The sequence below is a fragment of the Sulfolobus acidocaldarius SUSAZ genome (assembly GCA_000508305.1).
Taxonomy (GTDB): Archaea; Thermoproteota; Thermoprotei_A; order Sulfolobales; family Sulfolobaceae; genus Sulfolobus; species Sulfolobus acidocaldarius_A.
This window is the reverse complement of the sequence record CP006977.1, coordinates 1,657,849-1,678,020: the sequence shown is the minus strand read 5'-3', so window position 1 is coordinate 1,678,020 and position 20,172 is coordinate 1,657,849. Positions and strand designations below refer to the sequence as shown.

Below are 20,172 nucleotides of genomic sequence, written 5' to 3'. Positions count from 1 at the left end.
TTTTGGTCTTATTGTAAATTCTCTCAGATAGTCTAATGTCTTCTATTGTCATGGAAGTTTTTATCAAATTTTACATTATATGCGTAGATCAATGAAAGGAGTAGATACACTCCTCACTTTAAAGTAAGATTTAAATTCGATAAAGAGTATATCTTCACTATGTCCTATTTTAACCCTGAAGAGATAAAGAAATTGATAAATAAGGGTAATTCGGTTTTAGTGGTCTGGGACGTTCAGGACACTTTAGTAAATTCTACATTTAATAAGGAGGAGTTTATCGCTAAGACTAAGGAGCTTATTGAAGCTGCTAGATCAATTGGAGTGCCAATTGTGTATACTATGATTACACCTTATCCTGAACGATTTCAATCAAAGGTAAACTTAAGGAGAATATTTAACCCAGGGGATATAAACAAAGAGGTTTATCCTAGGGAAGGTGATGTAATATTAAGGAAGAATACCCCTAGTATATTCGTTGGGACAAACTTTGAATTGATGTTAAGACATGGTGGTTATATTGCAATAGTATTCACTGGCATAGCTACTGAAATAGGTGTCGAAACCTCTGCAAGGCATGCACAGGCACTAGGTTTTATCCCTGTCATAGCAAAGGAGGCAGTGTCTTCAGCAGATAAGCAAGCCCATGAGAGATCACTTGCCAACATGACCAAATTATCTCTAGTACTTAATAATAAAGAAATAATAGAGTTATGGCAGAGATAAGGAGGTTGTAGTGTGGACATAAAGGAAAATAGAAAAGGTTATCTTTTGTTTGTTTTTCTCTTCATAACACATTCGTAATCCAGGTCTATCTTACGATGTATGGGAGTTATTGATTAAGGCTGAAATGTTACGTTAATATCTAGAGTCCTCCCTGATGCTAAGTTGAGCCTAATTACATAATTACTATTTGGCATTAGGTTAAGCAGAACATTGAAGTTTACTGTCAAATTGTTGAAACCAGGCTGTAACATATTCGGGACTATTAAGCCGGTTATATAGTTTGTACCTAATATTTGGGCTGATATTACTTGCTCTAGTGTCTGTGAGTAGACATTTATGTTAGCAGTACCATTTCCTCTTAGGACTCCACTACCAGTCTGTTGAGATGGCATTTGGGAAGATGGAGGGAAAGTGGGTCTCATACCGAACTCTCTCTGTATTTGTCCTACTCCTACATATGTCATTATCATGCCTATGAAAGCCGTAATATCTATCAAGGGAATTGCCACAAGAATTCCTCCTATCTTCGTTAACGAGTTGTTATAAATCTCTCCTATTCTATAAATCCCAATACCAAGCAGTATCTGTCCTATGAATATTAGTATGGCTCCGATTATATCTACAAAAGGTATTATTAGTAAAATAGCCCCCACAAGTATTAGTGTAGTGCCAGTCTTCCCAATTCCCACATCTCTGCCTATTACCTGTAATATTGAAAACCCATCCCTAAATCTCAGAAACGACAATATTACGAACACAAGGATTATAATACCGACTATAACTGCAACAACAATAGCTCCTATAAGACCTGCAAAAATGCCTCCAGCCGCTGCTGAGCTTGAACTTGGGTTACTTAAACTACTTGATACACTGAATATAGAGGCTATTAAGGGTGAAAATATGACAAAGACTGAAACTAACGTGATCAAGACCGCTATAATGTAAAATAGACTACCGCTCTTTATTCTTCCAATTCCTTCAGCTTCTCCCTTTTGAGTCATAATATAATTTGAAATACAGACTTTAATAAATATTTCTTTGCGGATAATAATGAGACTAAAAATCATTAAAGGTATATAACTTTTTAAGATGTACTATATATAGCCTGAAATTCATAAGCTGATTACCTGTTGAGGGTAAAAGTCAGTCTTATAGAGACAAATAATATTATGACTGTTCACTCCTTTAATGCTGAATGAAGAGGGAAAATCTGAATTATTCAGTAGCCTTCAGCCTGACAACTAGTCTTTTATAGCCATTCAGTACCTCATTCGGAACTTTTTCAGTCTCAAGTACCACCACACTTCCAAACCTCTTAGAAAATTCTTCAATCGCTATTCTTGCCTCTAATCTCGCTAAAGGAGCCCCTAAACATAAGTGTATTCCAGACCCAAAGCTTAGGTGGGGATTTGGATTCCTGTCCGGGACGAATTTCTCTCCGTCATAAAATACCTCCTCATCTCTGTTTGCTGAGGCTATCCACACTCTAACATACTCTCCCTCCTCAATAGTCTGATCACCCAATTTAACTCTCTCCTTAGTCTTTCTCACAGTCCTCATTACGGGAGGAGAATACCTCAATGACTCCTCAATAGCCTTAAGGTAAAGGTTCTCCTTTCTTATTCTCTCCCATAAATTAAACCTTGTGAAGTCTATAACAGAATTTGATATTAAATTAGTTGTAGTCTCATTACCAGCTATTAAGAGCAAAATAATATAACCTAGTTTCTCTATATCTGAGAGATTCGAGTTGACAACTCTGCTTACCACTTCTGTCCCAGAATTGAGATGGTCTTTCACGTAACCTATCAACTCAAGGTACTTCTTACCCAACTCAAATATTTCTCCAGGTTTACCCAACCTGAATGCTACTAGGTCTGACCACTCTTTGAACTTCTCCTTATCTTCAATGGGAAGACCCAATATCCTTGAAATAACTATTATTGGTAACGGGACCGCTAGCTTTTTCACTAGATCGTCCTCTTCAGGGTTAATTGAGTCTAACAGACTCCTGGTGGTCTCCCTAATAAATGTCTCAAGTGTCTGTAGCCTTTGTGGTGAAAATATGTCAGAAGACATGGATCTAAGCTCATCGTGGAGAGGAGGATCTGATGTCAGCATGGTGTACCTAGTAGGGATGTCGAAGCTTATTTTGCCGTTCCTTAGGTCCTCAAGTCTCTCATGGTAACCTGTGAGGTCTGAAGAGAATTTCGAAAAGTTGTTTAAAACCTCCTTAGCATATTTATAGGAGAACACCTGCCATATGTTTCCGTCATAATAAACTGGGTCTTTCTTTCTCATCTCATTAAACCAGTCATACATAGATAATACTTTGGAAATTCAAATAAATAAATAGATATATCTTAACTTAAAGTTATGGATATAGAAAAATCTGGATTTTTAAATAGTTTTTAACAATTTTTAGTTGATTTAAAACGAATTATGATAGTACATGTTGATAAGTTACCTCACTTTCAACGTATGATAGACGTTTACTGTGATAGTCTCAACTATGTTAGTGTATAACCTATCCTTTAGTGTAACTGCTCCATACCTTAACTAGCCAGGGTATAGGCTAACTAAGCTGACCTCCTCCCCGCCCTAAAGGGTTCCTTTAGAGCGGTTCACAGGTTTATGATTTACCGCCTTCACCCTCATCGTCTCATAACTAGTGGGGGTTACCCACCCCACTCCACTCATCCAACGGTAGACCAAAGGCTGGGTCTTCAACCATTTTACCCCTATCCCTCTGGTGGAGGAACCCGTGGAGGAACCCTCATTCCACCCTCCTTGAGACTCAAGGATATTGTTTTTCAGCATGAGGACACTTAATTGAACTAATATATACCCATTTCCATGGGTTTCCTCACGCATCATTTTAACCAAATTTAACATCTTAACGATACTATAAAAACCTCACCTCGCCTTAAAAGGCGAGGCTTGTCGATTCTCTGTCACCTGGTAGTATCATACTATGTTAGTCGCTTGTCAGTATTTTCCTTAAGTATTTCTTAATCCAGTTCAACGTCGATAACATGCATTACCCATAGGTCTATAGCAAAGGAATCGAATAGGCACTTCATCTTACCTTTTCCTCCTCATTTCCTAAATCTGGCTAACTACTTTCTCTGTATTAGCCTTCATCTACTCCTCTGATGCTATTTCTAGTTTCCTCCTTCTCAATTTTTCATTTTACCTTCTTTACTTCTTCCTCTAAGACAAAAACAATCCACGTGTGAAATACTTTACGTAGATGTAATGTAGTTCAGTGCAGAAAATTAGGTTTAATTCTACAACTCAGTTACAAAAGAATGAAAGCCTCGCCCTTTAGGGCGGGGAGGAAGTCAGATGTATAAACTCTCACTTGTCAAATTTTCGATTTTCCATCCTGTACAATAGTCTAATAATTGGTAAGGAGCTGATGGACACTATGAACAAAATTAGCTCAGTTAACACAAGGGAAATACTGTGGGATAGATCGTAATAGGCTACAAAAGAGTCTGTCATTCCGTATGGCATGGAGATGAACAGGTACTTAATGTCCTTCTTACTTACTGATAGGGCAGAGGCAAAACCCCAGAATAAATGGAGTATAAATGACGAGGTCCTCTCTAAACCGTAAAGGGCAAACGATAGGGGAGAAAAAGGTACACTGAGTATTAGGTAGTTTGAAAGGCTAAGTAATCCCAAAAATATGGCATTTTCATAAAAGGCTAAGTAAGACCCATACGAGAGACCTAATTGTCCATTTACTTTAGCCTTTGTTAAAACTAAATATAAGTAAGCGAAACCTGGCTCTAAGACTGTTGTCAATATACCGTAACTCAAGTAGGTGGGAAGAGAAGGTGTGGTGAAAAAACCTCTGAAGGAAAGTTGTATTATCTCCTTGAGTATTATCGCGGTGAAGTATGAGGCTGCAGCTATGCCAAGGAGATAAACGCTTTTCTTGAAGACTAAGACCGGAATCACACCAATTATTATGGAGATTAACGGGTAGAGTAATGAAATCGTGTTTGTCATATAACAAATATAACAACTTCTTTTTTAAAGTTATGGCTTACATTAGGTTATTGATAAGCTGTCGGTAAGCTAAGGGTTTCATAGGTAAAGCATGAAAGAAGAGTCCTACGGGCTAAATACTACAAGTTGAGGTAGAAGTAATTGTCTCTGGAGATGTTAAATTGGAAGAGTCAAATTCCGATTTTTATAGATTTAGGTCAGTCTGCATAGAACTTTCTTATTGGCTATCTAGGGAATTTTACAGTAACTATTATTAAATCATGACATGTCATAATTACGGTATATAAAACAAGTTCTCCTATATACATGAAAGAATATCGGTTTAAAGTAAGTAAGTAGTTTATAGATTTACGTCTAACAATTAATCTGAGAAATCTTTATAAAAGTCCTTCAACCATTATATTTTGATCCATATGCGAATGTGGGTTTTAGCTTTAATCGTTCTAGTAGTTGTAATAGCAGTTGTAGTGTCTTTCTTGTATCTCAATGGATCCTTGAATGTCTCACCGGCAAATACTAAAACTATGACATCCACGAGTTCTTCAGTTACTACCTCAACTACTGTCTCATCTACTGTAGTAATAAGCCCTAGATATATGATAATAGATCGACAGGACGCAATGCAGTTGGCAAATTCACTTATACAGAGCGGTATATATTCTCAAAGTGAGCTAAACTTATTGCAAAACAGTTATTTTGTAATAATAAAGGCATCAGTAACCAATAATGAAGCTCAGAATTTCACGTTAAATCCATCATCATTTCAATTAGTTACAAATAACGGAAGCGTTTATAGTTACTTTTTTTTACAACATTCCTATTTACCTTCATTAAAATCTTTGATATATGCTAACTATCAGCTAGCTCCATTGTTTCTCTTCCCAACACAAAATATTACTCTAGGTTATCAGGTTACTGAAAATAGAGACCTAATCTTTCTCATTCCTCTAAATTCAACTCCCTCAGTATTGAGAGTAGTTGATAACGGTAATATTATTGGTCAGGTTAGTTTAGAGAATGTGGTAACTGAGTATTTAAAAGTTATTAACGTCAGTACATTTACCAACAGCTCAGAGGTGAGTTTAAGCTTAAATAATTTATCACCAATTTACACATTAAACAACACAGTAACTCTTTCATTTAATATTGAAAACAACGAGAGCTTGATGCCCTTAACCGTAACTAAAATAGGAGTTTCTCCTTCTATGTTCAGTATTATTCAAATTTCACCAAATATAATAAATTCGACTCTGACTCCAGGACTGTATTTAATTTCTACAGGGTCGACTTCTCCCATGAGCGAGAATGTCATAATATCACTCAAGTTACCGAATGAGACATACAGTGGAAATATAAACGTGTTTATGAACGTTACATATAAACCATCATTTCATGCAGCTGTAACCCAAGTATTGAATGACACAGCAGAGGCTAAATTGCAATATTCTCAAGGCGGATCTGGACAGCTAGATTCCACATATTTGGTGGCAAACTTATCAATAAAGTATAATGGTAGTGCTAATATTCCGTTCGATCCAGGGAATATATATATTGTTACGAATAAAGGTATATATGGTAATTTATACAGTCCTAGATCTTCTTCCTCTATTTATCTATATGCAGTAACTAATCCTATAGATTATATAGATAAGATAACAAATGGACAAATTATTCAAGGACAAGTTGCTTTTCAGATACCGCTAGGAGCAAAACCCCTTTACATAATTTATGTAAGTGAGAATAACCAGACAATCTTCTCTACTCCTATTCCCTCAAAGATTTACAACTTTAGTATATTTACAATTAATTATAACATAAATAATAACTCCTTGGCTTATGTGACCGGCACGCCATATCATTTCGGTATCTATGTGTATGGAATTAGTGGATCTAACTTTACTATAAATCTACAGGCATTTAAAGACTTATATTCTCAGAATAGTCTCGTAGAAGTTTACAATATAAGCTTGAGTCCCTCTATCTTCCAAATATTAAACATATCTCCTAAACTAGTAGGAACATATTTAAACACTTCACCTACCGACTTCAACATCACTATAGAATTTCCTAACCAAAGTTATTATGGTCAACTCTCAATTAACGTATATGTGAAGGTAGTAAGTAACACAACAGTTAGTAATAATCCCATTTATACACCTAAGACGCAATCAACCTCTCTAGCCAATAAAGCTGTCCTAATCAAGAGTTTTGACAATTATTACTTGATAACCTCTGTGATACAGCGTGATATGAGCGATTCAGTATAAAAATATGTTTATAATTCTTTTTTCCCTCTTTCATTCTTACTTTTCCTACTTTTAGAAATTCTCTGGGAATATGGTCTACTTTGTCGCTCTCTGTTTTTTCTCTACAAGAAATCAAAATCAATATATATTAGGAGATTCTAAATATATAATGATATGGCAAAGAAAATGAAGGATAAAATAGAGGATGCGGCTAAGTCCGCAGCTGAAGGTGCAAAGAAGGCAGGAGAGAAAGCTAAGGACGTTGCAAAAGAAGGAGTAGATATGGCTAAGAAAGAGGCTAAGAAGGCTAAGGAAGAAGTGAAGAAGGAGAAAAAGAAATAATATGGGAAAAAGTAAAGAATTTATTTTTATTTATTTTTACACTCTACTGCATTATGAGACCTTTTTTAGTTTCACCAACAGTCCTCCTATTCACTGATGTAAGATTTCTATGACGGCAGAGCCAGGGAAGTAAAAAGTGTTTACTTATATTTCACTTCACCAAAATCCAGTTAAATTACAGTTTTAAGGCGATAGATCCTCCACCTTTATCTGTGAGGCTTTTGGACCTAGTATACCTACATCTATGGCGACAACTATTGCTATAATGAAGATGGCTAAGAACATGGCAAATGGACCATAAGCCACTAGGATCTTAGGTAAATATGTCTGCCATATGAAATTACCCAGCCTGCTAAGACTGTACTGGGCACCAGTGGCAAATCCCCTAATTCTCGTTGGGTATAACTCAGCTCCATATTGGTGAAATGCATTTGAGAATATATTTGCCATATTTGCCAGTATAAAACCTGAGGTAAGTAAAATTGGCACGTTTAAGGAATACCCAAATATTAGTCCATCAATGCCTATCAATATGATCATTGTCACTATTTGCCACTTCCTATCAAACTTCTTACTGTCAATTATGAATACAGATATTAATGACCCTGTAAAGTACCCAGTGTAGATTATCAGTGAGTACTGTAAAGTAGAGACTATCGTAAAACCCTTAGTCAGCAGGACTGTTACGGCTAAGCTAGTGAAACCATAATAAGCTGCAGTTTGAAAGAACTCGAATATCCAAAGCATTGTAGTCCTTTTCCTGTATTCCTTGTTAAATATAGTTGAGATGGGTATCTTCTCCGCCTTTACCACTTTTATTTCTGGTACAGGTGGAAGAGAACCATACTCCCTTAGTGCTCTTTCCTCAAATTTACTCACTATTTTCTCAGCCTCTTCAAATTTCCCTTTAACTTCTAACCATCTTGGGGATTCAGGTATGAGGAACCTTAAGGGTATTATACTCAATATACCTAACCCACTTATTACGTAAAGCCATTGCCATCCGGGTATGATAAAGGTTCTAGGTATAATAAATATTGATAAAACAGCTATGATAATTGGAGAAGTCCAGGCAAGTGTGTATCCTAGAGCCAGTCTTCTTCCTCTTATCCTGGCAGGGAAAAACTCTGTACTCATGATGTCTAGTACTAGAACTGCCTCTGGTCCAACTCCCAAACCGGATATAAACCTGAACAGACCGTATAAACCAACGTTAGACGCCAAGGGTACTAACAGCTCACCTATGGAGAGTAAAAACATGTTTAGTACTATTGCAGTCCTCCTTCCATATGCGTCTCCTATTAGTGTAAATAGTAGACAGCCCACGAAAGCCCCTAAGAATAATAATGCTACAGTATAGAAGACAGCCTCTGCTCTACCAATACCGTAATAAGTCGCAACCGATGGAACTACGAAGCCACCAATGAATAGGTCAAATAGGTCAAAAAACTCTCCTATTGCAAGTAAAATTAACAGTTTAGTGTGTAGGGATGTCCAGGGTAGTCTTTCTAATCTCGCGGTGTAGTTTCCGTTACCTTCCATAATCCAAATATAAACATTTATATTTATAAGAGTAAGTATATATATTCTTATTATAAATTAAAATTATATTAATAAAAAACTCGCTGAGTATTAGGTTTTCGGTCTAGGTATGAATTAGTTTGGATATACCCTCATCTTTTACATAGTATTATTCACATTAAAATTCATGAAACCACGATTATAAAATGAGGAAAGCCTTTGGGGTGGATAGGAAGTCGACTTAAAAGCTTGCGACAGCATTAAAATCTCGCGTATACACAAAGGAAGTCTAATTCATCTCATTTTCAATTATTTCATTATGAGGTCGAGTGTTATTCTACAAAGAGAATTACGTATCTCTTCCCTCAGTCTACAGTAATAGTCCAATCCATGTAGATAGTAGCACACAGGTATGTCCATAACAGAATGGAAGGATCACTACTTTATGGCTCTATTCTCTACAAAAAATTATATAAGGGGATAAGCTTAACCGTCTTGCCATTAAGGATCTTCTCCTCACCCTCGATATCATAAGTTACCATATTAACTCCTTAGCCCTTATCTTTTCATTGGCTTTTATCAGACCTCTGATCTCCCTTTCCTCTACCTTATCCGTTGCATACGTTACCTGAATTAGCCTGTTATTTATCTCATCGTAAAAATCAACCTCGTAGTCCTTATTTTTGACATAGTATAATAACATGTTGTTTATCATTGCCTACAGTGAGATTCTCCATGTTAACGTCAACTGCAACACCACCAGACGCGGTTGGCGGCTGAATTTGCTTCAGAAAAGTCACTTTAAGAAATACTTTATCGTTTACTATCTTCAGTCTAGCTTCCCTAATTTCCCAATCCTTATACAGTGTGTAGTTTCTAGGATAACCAATAATGGAAAGTTCACCAACAGAAGTTATGTTAACTTTCATTTTCTCAAGATCAAGTCTATACGATAGTTTGGGCGTTACCCACACTGAGAAGCGCTTAATTTTTGGAAAATTACCTTGCTTAGGATTTTTCCTCCAACCATTATAGATTGTGACAGCGTTCCTATAACAATCTTGAGCAACTTTAGATGGCAAATTAAACTTCTCTCTTAACTGTCGATAAACGGCGTGATGTACTTGCTTTACAATATCCTTCGCAGGCTTATTCTTCTTTAACCAATCCATTACGAAATTGAGTGCTTTACCATACTGAGAAACGAGGGAGAGTAGTCCGGCTGAGGGGGAAACCATGAACGAGACTGTTGATTGGATCTCGATTCCCTCATGAGGGCGCTTAGAGTTACTCCCCTTAACCTGACTACTCATAAGAGCATGAATGCATAAGTAGTTTTAAAAACTTTTACTACACCATAAATGACTAGTTTTTCGTTATTCTAAATCTACATCCCCGCCTTAAGAGGCGAGGCTTTCATCATTTTGTAAGTCCTAATAAAGTTGGTGGAATTTATTCCTATAAGCTCTAAGGTTCCTTATTCCAATATTCGGCTTAATGAGATTTCAGCCGTCATGTGTTATGATGTCTTAAACGAGATAGCTTTATTAATATTCAAATTTTTCAGGGATGAGTTAAAATTACTGTTTGCAAATGCACTGAAGCCATGAGGAATTAACTCTAGGTAAATCTATATATGATAAAGAGAAATGTTTGGGTAATATACTCCTAGAGTCTCTATTTAAATGGAGATAGTGGAAGGGAGGTATAGCAAAATTTAGATTTATTACGGACTATATTATGGGAACAAGAACGCTGTTCACATTCTGAAATTTTATCCCGAATTGTGTTAATACGGTTAAATAATGGTCATGTGTCTTAAAGACCTAACATATTTCTACATCAAGTTGATGGAGGTTTAACTGTGGTTATTACTCTCTTATTCGATGAAATGTTACATCATGATCACTTTACTAATATAAAGGTTGAAGACCTAACAATTCTTGTCAATATTCAGTAACAAGAAGTGACACAACTTTATTACGTCTAAAGGTCTTATGATATGAAATGAACAACATAAATAAGTTAGCCCTGATAGGCGGGTTTAGGTCACTCAGTGGGTCCATCATTTGGCCGTATGTGGGGTTTGCCCTTTATAAGGTGTATGGATTGCCCTTATCAGTTGTGTCATTGTTCTATTTAATCCAAGCATTTGTGAACATCATAGCCTCAATATCAGGAGGTATCATAACAGACTATCTGGGTAGGAAAAGGAGTATGGCTCTTTCAATTTTATTTTCGTCACTCTCCTTACTTCTCGCATACGTCGTAAATATGCCACTTTACGTAATGGTATTTATTTTGTTTCAGAGTTTCTTCAACACAGTATATAACGTATCGTCCACAGCCATAGTCGGGGACATGTACAAGGGAACAAGCCAACTGATCAGAGCTTACAGCAGACAGAGGGTAGGCATAAACGCTGGATGGGCTTTAGGACCTTTAATAGGTGGTTATATATTCACATTTTTTAGCTTTAGGACACTATTACTCATCTCATCATTACTAGTCTTGATCATTACACCTGTAATCAGGATACTACCTGACTTCAAGGGAGTTGGGAGTATTTTAAACTTTAACCTAAGTAAGCAATTTCTAGTATTCCTAATACCTACTTTCTTAACATTCGCCATAGTAGGTCAGTTAGGATTCTCTATACTTACCTATTACAACACAATACTGCACTTTACTGAATTCGAAGTGGGAATACTGTTTGCAATAAATGGACTACTTATTGTAGCCTTTCAGGACTTAGCAGGTAGACTAATAGGAAGCAAGGTCAGGTTAATCTCTTTTGGAATGGTCATGTATGGCTTAGCTTATCTAGCCATAGCTTTCATTACAAACTTATATGTTGCAATGCTAGACGTAGTATTCATAACGATTGCCGAAATGATCGTTACCCCTATTTCTCAGGCTCTAGCGAACACTTTAGCCAATAATGACACAAGAGGTAAGCAAATGGGGCTCTACAGTATGGTGACTGGGCTGGGAAGAGTTATAGGATCTTCTGTGTCTAGTGAGCTGATGAACTATTACCTATATTATCCATTGGGACTGTGGGGCTCAATTTCCCTCTTTGGGTTCTCATCTGCAGTTCTATACTACATCATTCTGAGAAGGCTTAAAAGTATTGTAGTATAGTGATTAAGTTGGATAAGTTTTTACTATCTAGAGGGTAATATGCGTTATCGTGTAAAAGTGTAAGATCTTGCTTGTCTTTAGCTCAAGTGTTTAGTAAAGAATTAGCTAATGTTCCAATCATCATAAAGTCCTAAATTAGAGTGAGTAACAAGAAGACTCGAGGGAGAAGTTGTCTCACTCATAATGGATAAGGAGGGACCTATAATACTGAGAGTCCTAAATTACAGATATTATACCCTGCGTTCACCTCTTAACCTCACTCCAGTTATGATAAAAATCTCCATTTTAATATGATACATAACATTGATATACAAGTTTAAAAACAACAAAAAGTTTAAATTGTTATAATACGAAAATATAGAGTTAAGAACATGTCTAAACCTAATACAAAATACGTTGACCTCACCAGACTTGATGAGGAGGAGAGCAAGTTTAGAGTACTTAGGGCATTTCTCACTTCAAAGCCTATAATCTTAGTACAAGTTAAGGCTGACAATAAAGACCTAGTTGAAATGATAAGAAAGTTGATTGAAATGATAGGATATCATGGGGAGGAGAGAGATGAGAACGGAAGAATTATATTTAACGTTCAAAGAAGGAATGAGCAACTCAAGGTTAGTCTCTCCACTGAAGTGGCTTTACCCTATAAAGCGGAAAAGGTTGTTGACAGGCTTTCAAATGCCTTTGTTTTCAAGACCTTTATACCTGAGTTAGAGTCTGTAAACAGGGTCAAGAGAAATTCCTATATAATAGATTTCAAGTTCTCAGGGCTTATCAGTGTGAAAAATGTTCCATATGTGATGAATAGGGTAAAGGGAACTAACAAATTCCTAATTAAATACATAGGCTTCAAGGGAAGTCTAATGTTAATACTGACTGAATTCCTAGTTAGTAAAAAGGAGTTAGGGAGCATAGTAAGGTTGACAGTTAAATACAATGGCTCTCTGCCAAAGTCCATAATAGAGAGGAGAATGGGTAAGCACCTCCAAATTTTCAGGGAAAATGCTCTAACTATATTCGAGTAAGTATACACTTTGTGCCTCACCTTATCAAACTTGGTTGGATCTTGTATAACGATTGACTGTAAGTATGTTGAAACCGTATTTCACCTTACCTTTTAGCCCCATATTATTAGTACTAAAGTTTCTTTCCCTATCTCATGAATCCCTTAATCACTTCACTTTCGACAATAATGATAATCGAACATGGTTGGATTGGTACCTTAGCATTACTTAAAAATAAAACAGTAAGTAAAAGGTTAGGGGTACCACTAGCGCTGTTCGAAATTTTCTATTATCTATATCTGACTACCTTTATTAGTTTATCGAAATTCAATTTGATACTTTTCACCCTTACCGTGTTCTTTCTCACCACTCATGTGATAGGTGGTTCTTACTACATATTAAAAAAGGAGAGTAACTACGGCTCGGGGTTCTATACTGCATATTCCATTTACGAGTTCACTGAACTCGTTTTTCTATTTGCGGTGTTTTTCTCAGTTGTCTGAAGACTTGTCTGAAGGTATTCAGGTAGAAGGATAATATTCCTATCCCCTGAAGAGGCGCTGACAACAGTAATAATGGAAAAGTAACTCCCATATCAAATATGACCCTAGTTAGTAAGCCTAAATTGAGGAGTACTATTGGGATATAAGAGGGTTTCACCTTGACATGGACACCTGTAGCTGAGATGAGCATGTCTATTAGAACTACATCGACCCCAAACACTGTATTGAATAGGAAGCCAACTGCAATAGTATGTATAAATGCATCATAATTAGTAATAGAGAATACTGATGACAGTAGTAACCAGATCCATGCAATGGATAGACTAACCTTAGGATAGACTCTTCCCCTTGCCCTTATTAATCCTGATCCGTGGAATGAAAAAAACCATCCAGCAAATATAAGTAGTGAGGATATCCAGTTCGGGTAAACAAGCAAACCTATCAAGAGAAAAACGTAAGCAAACACTATCTCTTTATCCTTTATTAACCTTCCCCCAAAGACTAAACCTATATCTCTGCTCATTACCGAAAAGATAGTTAAGGTGGGAAAGATTAGGGAAATCCAGGGCGAATCCAGGAATATTTGGAAGGCTGTGACAAAAACTGTCACAATTAGAGTCACAAATAACAGGTAATTATAGGTAGTTGGTCTTAACCCTAGTTTAGAGGGACTGAGGTAAATCCTTGAGTGGTATATTAGCATTCCTAAGGCAAGGAGAACTAGGTAAAAGCTATAAGGAGTTGAGGACAAGAGTAGTGAGATCAATACGGTTATGGCAAATCCTATGACGTAATAATCTGGTGCCTGTTCGCCCTTCCACTCCATGCTTAAAGCCACAAGTATTTCATTACCTATAATCGTTAGGAAGAACCCATAAATCATCACAAACCAGTGAAATTCAAAAAACGTTGTGGGTAAAGGGTAGGGAAATCCTTGTATATCCATAAATGTTAGAACTGCAGGGATTCCTCCGAAAAGAAGAATAATAAAGCCTTCAAGGAGAAGTAGCATTCCTACCCTCATTCTTCTTCCCCATGTTGCATCTTCCACATCTCAACAATATCGTATCCAAATCTCTTTTTGAACGTCTCCTTACCCTCATCAGTCATCATTAATGGAGTCCATCTAGTATCTAGGTCTAGTTCTACGTCTATGCTCTTAGCATTTACACTTTCCTTTATGACCTGCTCTACAGTGTAAGCAATATCCTCAGTAACAGGACAATAAGGGGTAGTAACACCCACCCTTATATATACTTCCCCCTCCTGCGAAATCCTCAGCTCGTATATTAACCCAAGGTTAACGATGTCTATGGGTATTTCTGGATCATATACATCCTTTAGTCCCTCCATTATCTTCTTTTTCCACTCATCCACATTCACAGTCAATTTTAACCCTCAAATTTACCTCTTCTAAGACCCTCTTCAACTTCCTCATGATCTCTTTCATTTGGTGGGGGAGATACTATATGAAGTATTTCCATCTCAGTCTCAGCTAGCACACCTCTCTTAACTCCTCTGGGCACTATCACTATATCACCTTCCTTTACATTGTGCTTATCGTCTCCAGCTACGACTATACCTTTACCTTTTCTTATCAGAAGGATTACATCAATACTCGGTTTATGAACCGGAATGAACTGTCCAGGCTTGAAGTATGCCAATATTACCGCATACGTGTTTGTCCTTAAGATCTGGACGGGTGTGAATGACGTTTCTGAGAGTTTCTTATTACTATCGAAGTTCGTGACAATGGCTCTAGCCTCACCCTGAACCTCTTTCTTCTTTAGAAAAGCTATCCACTTACCTTCCTCTTCTTCCTTTGCGTAATAAGCATTGATATCAAAATCGTCTCTATGGGATAAAAAGTGAAGTAAATGTGCTGGTTCATGGTCGTTAATTATGTACATTCCTTCACCAGCTTTAAGTCTCTCAAATTCTTCCAAGATAAGGCTATGCCTTACAGTGGGTGAATATTTTCTCACATCCAAAACTTTCTGCGTCATATCAATTAATTCGGATTGAGTTATCTAAAACACACACCCTAAAAAGTCAGGGTCTTTCCCCTCATAAACTTTGGCACCCATCCCTCAGGAATTTGCTCATTGACATCCTCTAGCTTCAATTCATTAAGCCTAGGATAGACGTTAGTCTCCTCTATGGCATTATGGACCTTAAGAAGTGATGATAGCATCTTAAGTGAGTTAATATCGTAAGATCCCTCGATTTGAGCCATCAGATTCCACATAGCAACATGTTGGTTCATTAACTCAATAACCATAGGATCGCTGAGATCTAGCTTTGGAAAGAGTATCTCCTCTTCCACAAATATATGATATTTTAGGTTCTTGGAGAAAATACTGAACTTTCTTCTCATTTCATCACCGTTAGAATGTTCTCTGAGTTCATCTAAAAGTCTATCCTCCTCTACGTGGTCATTTATTAACTTTTGGACTACTCCATTCATTTCTTTACACCTCTGCTACCCATATTTCATTTCCTATCTTAGCCTTACGTCTTAATTTGAAAATTTTCTCTGGAGGAAATCTTGTAATCACGACAAGTTTACTAGTGGTGGGAGTTACTTGTAAAATGTCCAGGATTGGGAACTTGGTCGTAATACTGCTATAAAGTTTTTCCACACTCTTTACATAGTGTTTATGCACTTCCTCTCCTATATCTTTTTCAACTTCTTCCATAACCTCCTCAAAATCACCATTTACGTTACTTAACCATTTGTTTTCTTCCTCAACCACATGGTTCATCATTACTATTGAGAATTCACCTATTCTTTCTGTATCACTGAATGCTCTGAGGGCAATCTTCTTTATCTCAGCATGATCCCTTACAGTATCATCAAAGTTGATAAGTGAGGATATCCTTTCCTCTTTCTTATTATGGCAGTTTATCACAAAGTTTTCATAGAAGTCTTGATAAAAATCCAGTGCGAAGTCTAAGTACTTATGGTCTTTATATAGAAGACTTAGAGCAGCGGAGAACAAAAGGGACTTAGTAGCCTTTAATATTATCGAATGTTCCTCCTTTATTTCTTCTTTCCACATGACTTTATGTTAGTGTTGAATTGTATATATTAAGAAACCCTAAATTTTAAGGGTGAAATATTTTGATTCTTCAGTCTCTAATGTTAATGACTATGATGAAATGTCGTGAGGTACTTAACTCTAAGTAATATCTTAGCCATGTGTATATTTTGTCATATAGGTGAAATTTTAACTGAAAGTGAAAAACTTTCAAGCTCCCCTTAGACCAATATTATTAAACATGGTTGATTCGTAAGTTTTTCATGAATTTTAACTACCACTCCCTTAACATTTAGGTTACATCTTTTTACCCTTATAGATTTATCATGTCGCTATGAGTTCTCATAGGAAGGTCAGGAACCACGCCCTCTATGTCGTTGGGATCATGTCTTATGTAGTCTCATTAATCCCTTTTTATAATTTAAATTTCTTTAGGACGATAATCTTGATACCTATACTAGCCTATACATTACCTATCCTAGAACATTTACAACCTAAGGTTATGGTACTTAAACTCAGTAAAGTGGACTATATTTTAATTATCTTGGCGTCAATACCCTATCTCTTCATAAAACAGTCAATTCTCCTTATCCTTCCTATTTCCCTGATATTGTTGACATTTGCGTTATATTATTTTAGGAACACAATGTGGGGGAATGTCTTAGGTACTACATTTTTATCGTCACTGTCCATAGTTTGGAACATATTTGTCTACAACTCCTTCTTGCTCCCATCATTATATTGGATACTGTACATTTTAGTTGGTGCACTTTATGTGGAGTACAAGATACCTTTCAGAAAGTTAAGTAAAGGAGTTGTTCAAGAGGCATGGGTAATTTCGGTAATTATACTGGTTTTCCTAAGCTTATACGTCTTTAAGGTTCCACTACTGCTATTATCACTGATAGAACCGTCTTTACGTTTCATCAGACCAGGACAAAAATTAGGTTCTATGAAAGAGTTAGCTAGGTTAGGTAAGAAAGGAGTAAAGCGAGACTCCCTCTTCATTGCATTACTGTCCATCTTGTCAATAATATGGGCTTATCAAATCTCTGTAATAAACATCTGACAGGGAAAACATAGTATACATGCATGACAAACATGGGTACGTCACTAGCTTGATAAGATTAGAAAAATAGCTTTTTTGGTTAGGTATTAGGTTTAAGTTTAGACATTAAATTCAATAATTAAGCCAAAAAGCGTTGGCGAATTATTCCACTCTCACCAGTTTCTTCTCGTAAAGGTACTTACTTATTTCCTCTTCCTCAATAGACCTTCCAAACCATATCCTTTCACCTAATACAGCTTGTTTAATTAGTATCTCTAAACCATTGACAGTCCTAATTCCTTCCCTTTTAGCCCTAATAATCAAGGAGGTATTTACAGGGGAATACACCCAGTCAATAACCAATTTACTGTTAATACAATGATCAGGTACAAAGTCAGGGTTTGGTGTAGCGTTCACAACAATATCAGAGTTACCACAAGAGCTCACAAATTTAACATTAAACCCCTCATTCCTAAATTCAGCCTCAGTATCACTCCTATCTACAATGTCTAAAATGTTGATCCTACAGCCAAAGAGCTTACCTAATGCTACGATACTACTTCTCCCAGCTCCCCCTGCCCCAAAAACTGTACAAGTCTCAACCCTCTCTGGAGCCCTTTCCTCGACAAGGGTATAAAACGCTGTATAATCAGTATTGTAGCCCTTAAGCTCATGAATTACATTAACAGCTCCTATAGTCTTCGCCTCATCTGATAAATCCTTTAAGAACTTCACCATTCTCTGTTTGTAGGGAATACCAACATTTAACCCCTGGGCAACTCCTAATAAGCCAGGCATTACGACATTAAACTTATCCCTCTTTATATCAAAGCTCAAGTACACTGCGTTAATACCGAGTCTTTGAAATACGTAATTGTGAATCGCCGGGGATATGGTGTAATGGATATTCTCCCCAATGAGACCAAAGAGCCTCGTGTAATTGTCTATCTCTATCGACATTTAAAACCTCATCTCCTGTAAGGAAGTGAAACATTCAAGTAAATAAAAATGTGAATAAAAAACATGTATAAATTCCTTATCACTCTCACTCAGTCCTCTTGGAATACTTTATTATATACCTCAGGCATTATGAATATTGCTGAGATTAAGCCTAAGAGTGCAAACATACTACTCATCAATGTTGCGCCAAACAGACCAATTGATGTTGAAACTAGAGGGAATGCCAAAATACTTAGTACTGCTGCGGCTTTTAGAAATGCGTAAGCAGTGCCACTGGCTAAACCCCTGTATTTTGTGGGTGTTACTATGTTAGCAACAACAGGCTCTGCTAGGGAGTCCCAGTAGTGACCCCACTGCATTATCGCAGCTGCCACTGCCACAAGTATGAGCTCTCTTGCGTATACTCCAAATGCTGCTAAAAGTAAGGAGGAGAAAGTGAATGCAAAACCGTATACTGTCGTCTTCCTTAGACCTACCCTTGGTATAAGATAGTATGAGCCAATGAATGCTGAAATTACAGCTACAACGTAGATGGCTAAGGTTATGAGCTGCACGTGAACTGGGTTAGAGACAGCTAAAAGCTGAAGTATAATAGGAACATAGAATGTAAAGGTGTAGAATTCAGCTGAAAGGGCGAAATTCTGGACCCATGACGATATAATACCTCTTAATCTTATCCTGTCTTTACTCATTACATTAAGGAACTTTGATAGCGTAGGCTTCTCCACTTCTAAGTCTTGGTCGGGCAACATTAATAGATCTTCACCATAGACCTCTTTAACTAATTTCTTAGCCTGAGTGAATTTACCATTAGCGATAAGCCATATTGCGGTTTCAGGTAATCTAGACCTGAGAATAGCTATTATTAAAGAGAATACTCCGCCTAAACCTAATGCAACCCTCCATATTAGATCATGGGGTAGACCTCCAACTGTCATGGCTAGAACTACGAGGATTGCCGCAACCTCTGAGGCTCCTGCATAGACTTGCCAGCTGCTCCCTATGACCTCTCTCCTTCCCCTCTTCAAGTATTCCGAGATATATGCAAAGCCTACTGCGAAGTCCATCCCTAATGGAAATCCTATCAAGACTCTAAGTATAGTCAGTGTTATGATGTCTGGTGAGAAAGCCTGCCCTATTCCTAATATGGTCATCATCGAGATAGTAAGCATAAATGCTGTCCTTCTTCCCAACTTATCAGTTATCCAACCACCAACTGCTGCACCTACAACAGCACCTATTTGTATACCAGCAGCAACAACTGAGAGGAGGATTGGTGACGGATTAAATGTAGACTTTATATAGGGAAGAACGAAGGATATTGCAAGGAAATCATAAATATCGACAAATATTGCTGCAAGCATTAAAAAACCTATATAGTTTCCCTTTGGAGTATATTTCTCAACCAGGTAACTTATAGCGTCATTTATAACCTTTGTCCTTTCAGAGCTTAACTTTGATCACCTAAATAATTCGAAATGATCAAATATATAAATATTATATGATAAAGATTTAATTTTACAAAAATGTTTTGTTAAACGGGTATCACCTCAAGACGGACCATAGATTAATATAATTTAGATTTCAAGCAAAAACACTTTTCTCCTTATCAAAACCAAT

Annotated in this window: 19 protein-coding genes and 1 pseudogene; 6 read left to right on the top strand and 14 right to left on the bottom strand. The window is 36.8% G+C overall.

Annotated features, from left to right (window positions below; all coding sequences use genetic code 11):
- Window positions 1-159: 159 nt before the first annotated feature.
- Window positions 160-723 carry an isochorismatase gene (locus SUSAZ_09460; GenBank protein AHC52105.1) on the top strand — a complete coding sequence of 188 codons (564 nt, stop codon included), beginning with the start codon at window positions 160-162 and terminating at the stop codon, window positions 721-723.
- A gap of 113 nt (window positions 724-836) precedes the next feature.
- On the opposite strand, the gene SUSAZ_09455 is transcribed toward SUSAZ_09460, so the two are convergent.
- The 4 genes from SUSAZ_09455 to SUSAZ_09440 form a co-directional block, all read right to left on the bottom strand.
- The gene (locus SUSAZ_09455; protein AHC52104.1) at window positions 837-1,724 is read right to left on the bottom strand and encodes a hypothetical protein; all 888 of its coding nucleotides are present in this window, start codon (window positions 1,722-1,724) and stop codon (window positions 837-839) included.
- A 214-nt stretch (window positions 1,725-1,938) separates the two neighbouring features.
- The gene (locus SUSAZ_09450; protein AHC52103.1) at window positions 1,939-3,045 is read right to left on the bottom strand and encodes a cytochrome P450; all 1,107 of its coding nucleotides are present in this window, start codon (window positions 3,043-3,045) and stop codon (window positions 1,939-1,941) included.
- Window positions 3,046-3,324: 279 nt separating this feature from the next.
- On the bottom strand, window positions 3,325-3,618 hold the full coding sequence (locus tag SUSAZ_09445; GenBank protein ID AHC52622.1) for a hypothetical protein: 294 nt from the start codon (window positions 3,616-3,618) through the stop codon (window positions 3,325-3,327).
- Between the two features lie 465 nt (window positions 3,619-4,083).
- Entirely contained in the window at window positions 4,084-4,743 is a 660-nt protein-coding gene (locus SUSAZ_09440; protein AHC52621.1) for a hypothetical protein, read from the bottom strand.
- A gap of 413 nt (window positions 4,744-5,156) precedes the next feature.
- Between SUSAZ_09440 and SUSAZ_09435 the strand changes: the two genes are divergently transcribed.
- Window positions 5,157-7,010 (top strand): hypothetical protein, encoded by a 1,854-nt coding sequence (locus tag SUSAZ_09435; protein ID AHC52620.1) that lies wholly within the window; start codon window positions 5,157-5,159, stop codon window positions 7,008-7,010.
- 153 nt (window positions 7,011-7,163) lie between these two features.
- Window positions 7,164-7,331 carry a hypothetical protein gene (locus SUSAZ_09430; protein AHC52102.1) on the top strand — a complete coding sequence of 56 codons (168 nt, stop codon included), beginning with the start codon at window positions 7,164-7,166 and terminating at the stop codon, window positions 7,329-7,331.
- Window positions 7,332-7,514: 183 nt separating this feature from the next.
- On the opposite strand, the gene SUSAZ_09425 is transcribed toward SUSAZ_09430, so the two are convergent.
- The 3 genes and pseudogenes from SUSAZ_09425 to SUSAZ_09415 all read right to left on the bottom strand — a co-directional run bounded on the left by SUSAZ_09425 (window position 7,515) and on the right by SUSAZ_09415 (window position 10,111).
- On the bottom strand, window positions 7,515-8,873 hold the full coding sequence (locus tag SUSAZ_09425) for an MFS transporter (GenBank protein ID AHC52101.1): 1,359 nt from the start codon (window positions 8,871-8,873) through the stop codon (window positions 7,515-7,517).
- A gap of 437 nt (window positions 8,874-9,310) precedes the next feature.
- Window positions 9,311-9,555 (bottom strand): annotated as a pseudogene (locus SUSAZ_09420) (ATPase AAA).
- The gene (locus SUSAZ_09415) at window positions 9,530-10,111 is read right to left on the bottom strand and encodes a transposase (GenBank protein ID AHC52100.1); all 582 of its coding nucleotides are present in this window, start codon (window positions 10,109-10,111) and stop codon (window positions 9,530-9,532) included. Before SUSAZ_09415 ends, SUSAZ_09420 begins: the two are co-directional and overlap by 26 nt.
- 748 nt (window positions 10,112-10,859) lie before the next feature.
- Between SUSAZ_09415 and SUSAZ_09410 the strand changes: the two genes are divergently transcribed.
- Both SUSAZ_09410 and SUSAZ_09405 read left to right on the top strand, forming a co-directional pair.
- A complete protein-coding gene (locus SUSAZ_09410) occupies window positions 10,860-11,996 on the top strand; it encodes an MFS transporter (GenBank protein AHC52099.1) in 1,137 nt (378 codons plus the stop codon).
- A gap of 371 nt (window positions 11,997-12,367) precedes the next feature.
- The gene (locus tag SUSAZ_09405) at window positions 12,368-13,021 is read left to right on the top strand and encodes a hypothetical protein (protein ID AHC52619.1); all 654 of its coding nucleotides are present in this window, start codon (window positions 12,368-12,370) and stop codon (window positions 13,019-13,021) included.
- Between the two features lie 435 nt (window positions 13,022-13,456).
- Here the strand turns inward: SUSAZ_09405 and SUSAZ_09400 are convergent, their stop codons facing one another.
- From SUSAZ_09400 to SUSAZ_09380, 5 genes are read right to left on the bottom strand one after another with little or no spacing between them, the layout of a single operon-like run.
- Window positions 13,457-14,527 (bottom strand): protein involved in NO response, encoded by a 1,071-nt coding sequence (locus SUSAZ_09400; GenBank protein AHC52098.1) that lies wholly within the window; start codon window positions 14,525-14,527, stop codon window positions 13,457-13,459.
- The gene (locus SUSAZ_09395; GenBank protein ID AHC52097.1) at window positions 14,524-14,886 is read right to left on the bottom strand and encodes a phenylacetic acid degradation protein; all 363 of its coding nucleotides are present in this window, start codon (window positions 14,884-14,886) and stop codon (window positions 14,524-14,526) included. Before SUSAZ_09395 ends, SUSAZ_09400 begins: the two co-directional genes overlap by 4 nt.
- Before the next feature lie 8 nt (window positions 14,887-14,894).
- Window positions 14,895-15,509 carry a cupin gene (locus SUSAZ_09390; GenBank protein AHC52096.1) on the bottom strand — a complete coding sequence of 205 codons (615 nt, stop codon included), beginning with the start codon at window positions 15,507-15,509 and terminating at the stop codon, window positions 14,895-14,897.
- 38 nt (window positions 15,510-15,547) lie between these two features.
- Entirely contained in the window at window positions 15,548-15,970 is a 423-nt protein-coding gene (locus SUSAZ_09385) for a hypothetical protein (protein ID AHC52095.1), read from the bottom strand.
- Window positions 15,971-15,974: 4 nt separating this feature from the next.
- Window positions 15,975-16,565 (bottom strand): hypothetical protein, encoded by a 591-nt coding sequence (locus SUSAZ_09380; protein AHC52618.1) that lies wholly within the window; start codon window positions 16,563-16,565, stop codon window positions 15,975-15,977.
- Window positions 16,566-16,878: 313 nt separating this feature from the next.
- Between SUSAZ_09380 and SUSAZ_09375 the strand changes: the two genes are divergently transcribed.
- Window positions 16,879-17,613 carry a hypothetical protein gene (locus SUSAZ_09375; GenBank protein ID AHC52094.1) on the top strand — a complete coding sequence of 245 codons (735 nt, stop codon included), beginning with the start codon at window positions 16,879-16,881 and terminating at the stop codon, window positions 17,611-17,613.
- A 141-nt stretch (window positions 17,614-17,754) separates the two neighbouring features.
- Here the strand turns inward: SUSAZ_09375 and aroE are convergent, their stop codons facing one another.
- Window positions 17,755-18,552 carry a shikimate 5-dehydrogenase gene (aroE, locus tag SUSAZ_09370; GenBank protein AHC52093.1) on the bottom strand — a complete coding sequence of 266 codons (798 nt, stop codon included), beginning with the start codon at window positions 18,550-18,552 and terminating at the stop codon, window positions 17,755-17,757.
- Window positions 18,553-18,641: 89 nt separating this feature from the next.
- On the bottom strand, window positions 18,642-19,916 hold the full coding sequence (locus SUSAZ_09365; protein ID AHC52092.1) for an arabinose ABC transporter permease: 1,275 nt from the start codon (window positions 19,914-19,916) through the stop codon (window positions 18,642-18,644).
- Window positions 19,917-20,172 lie beyond the last annotated feature (256 nt).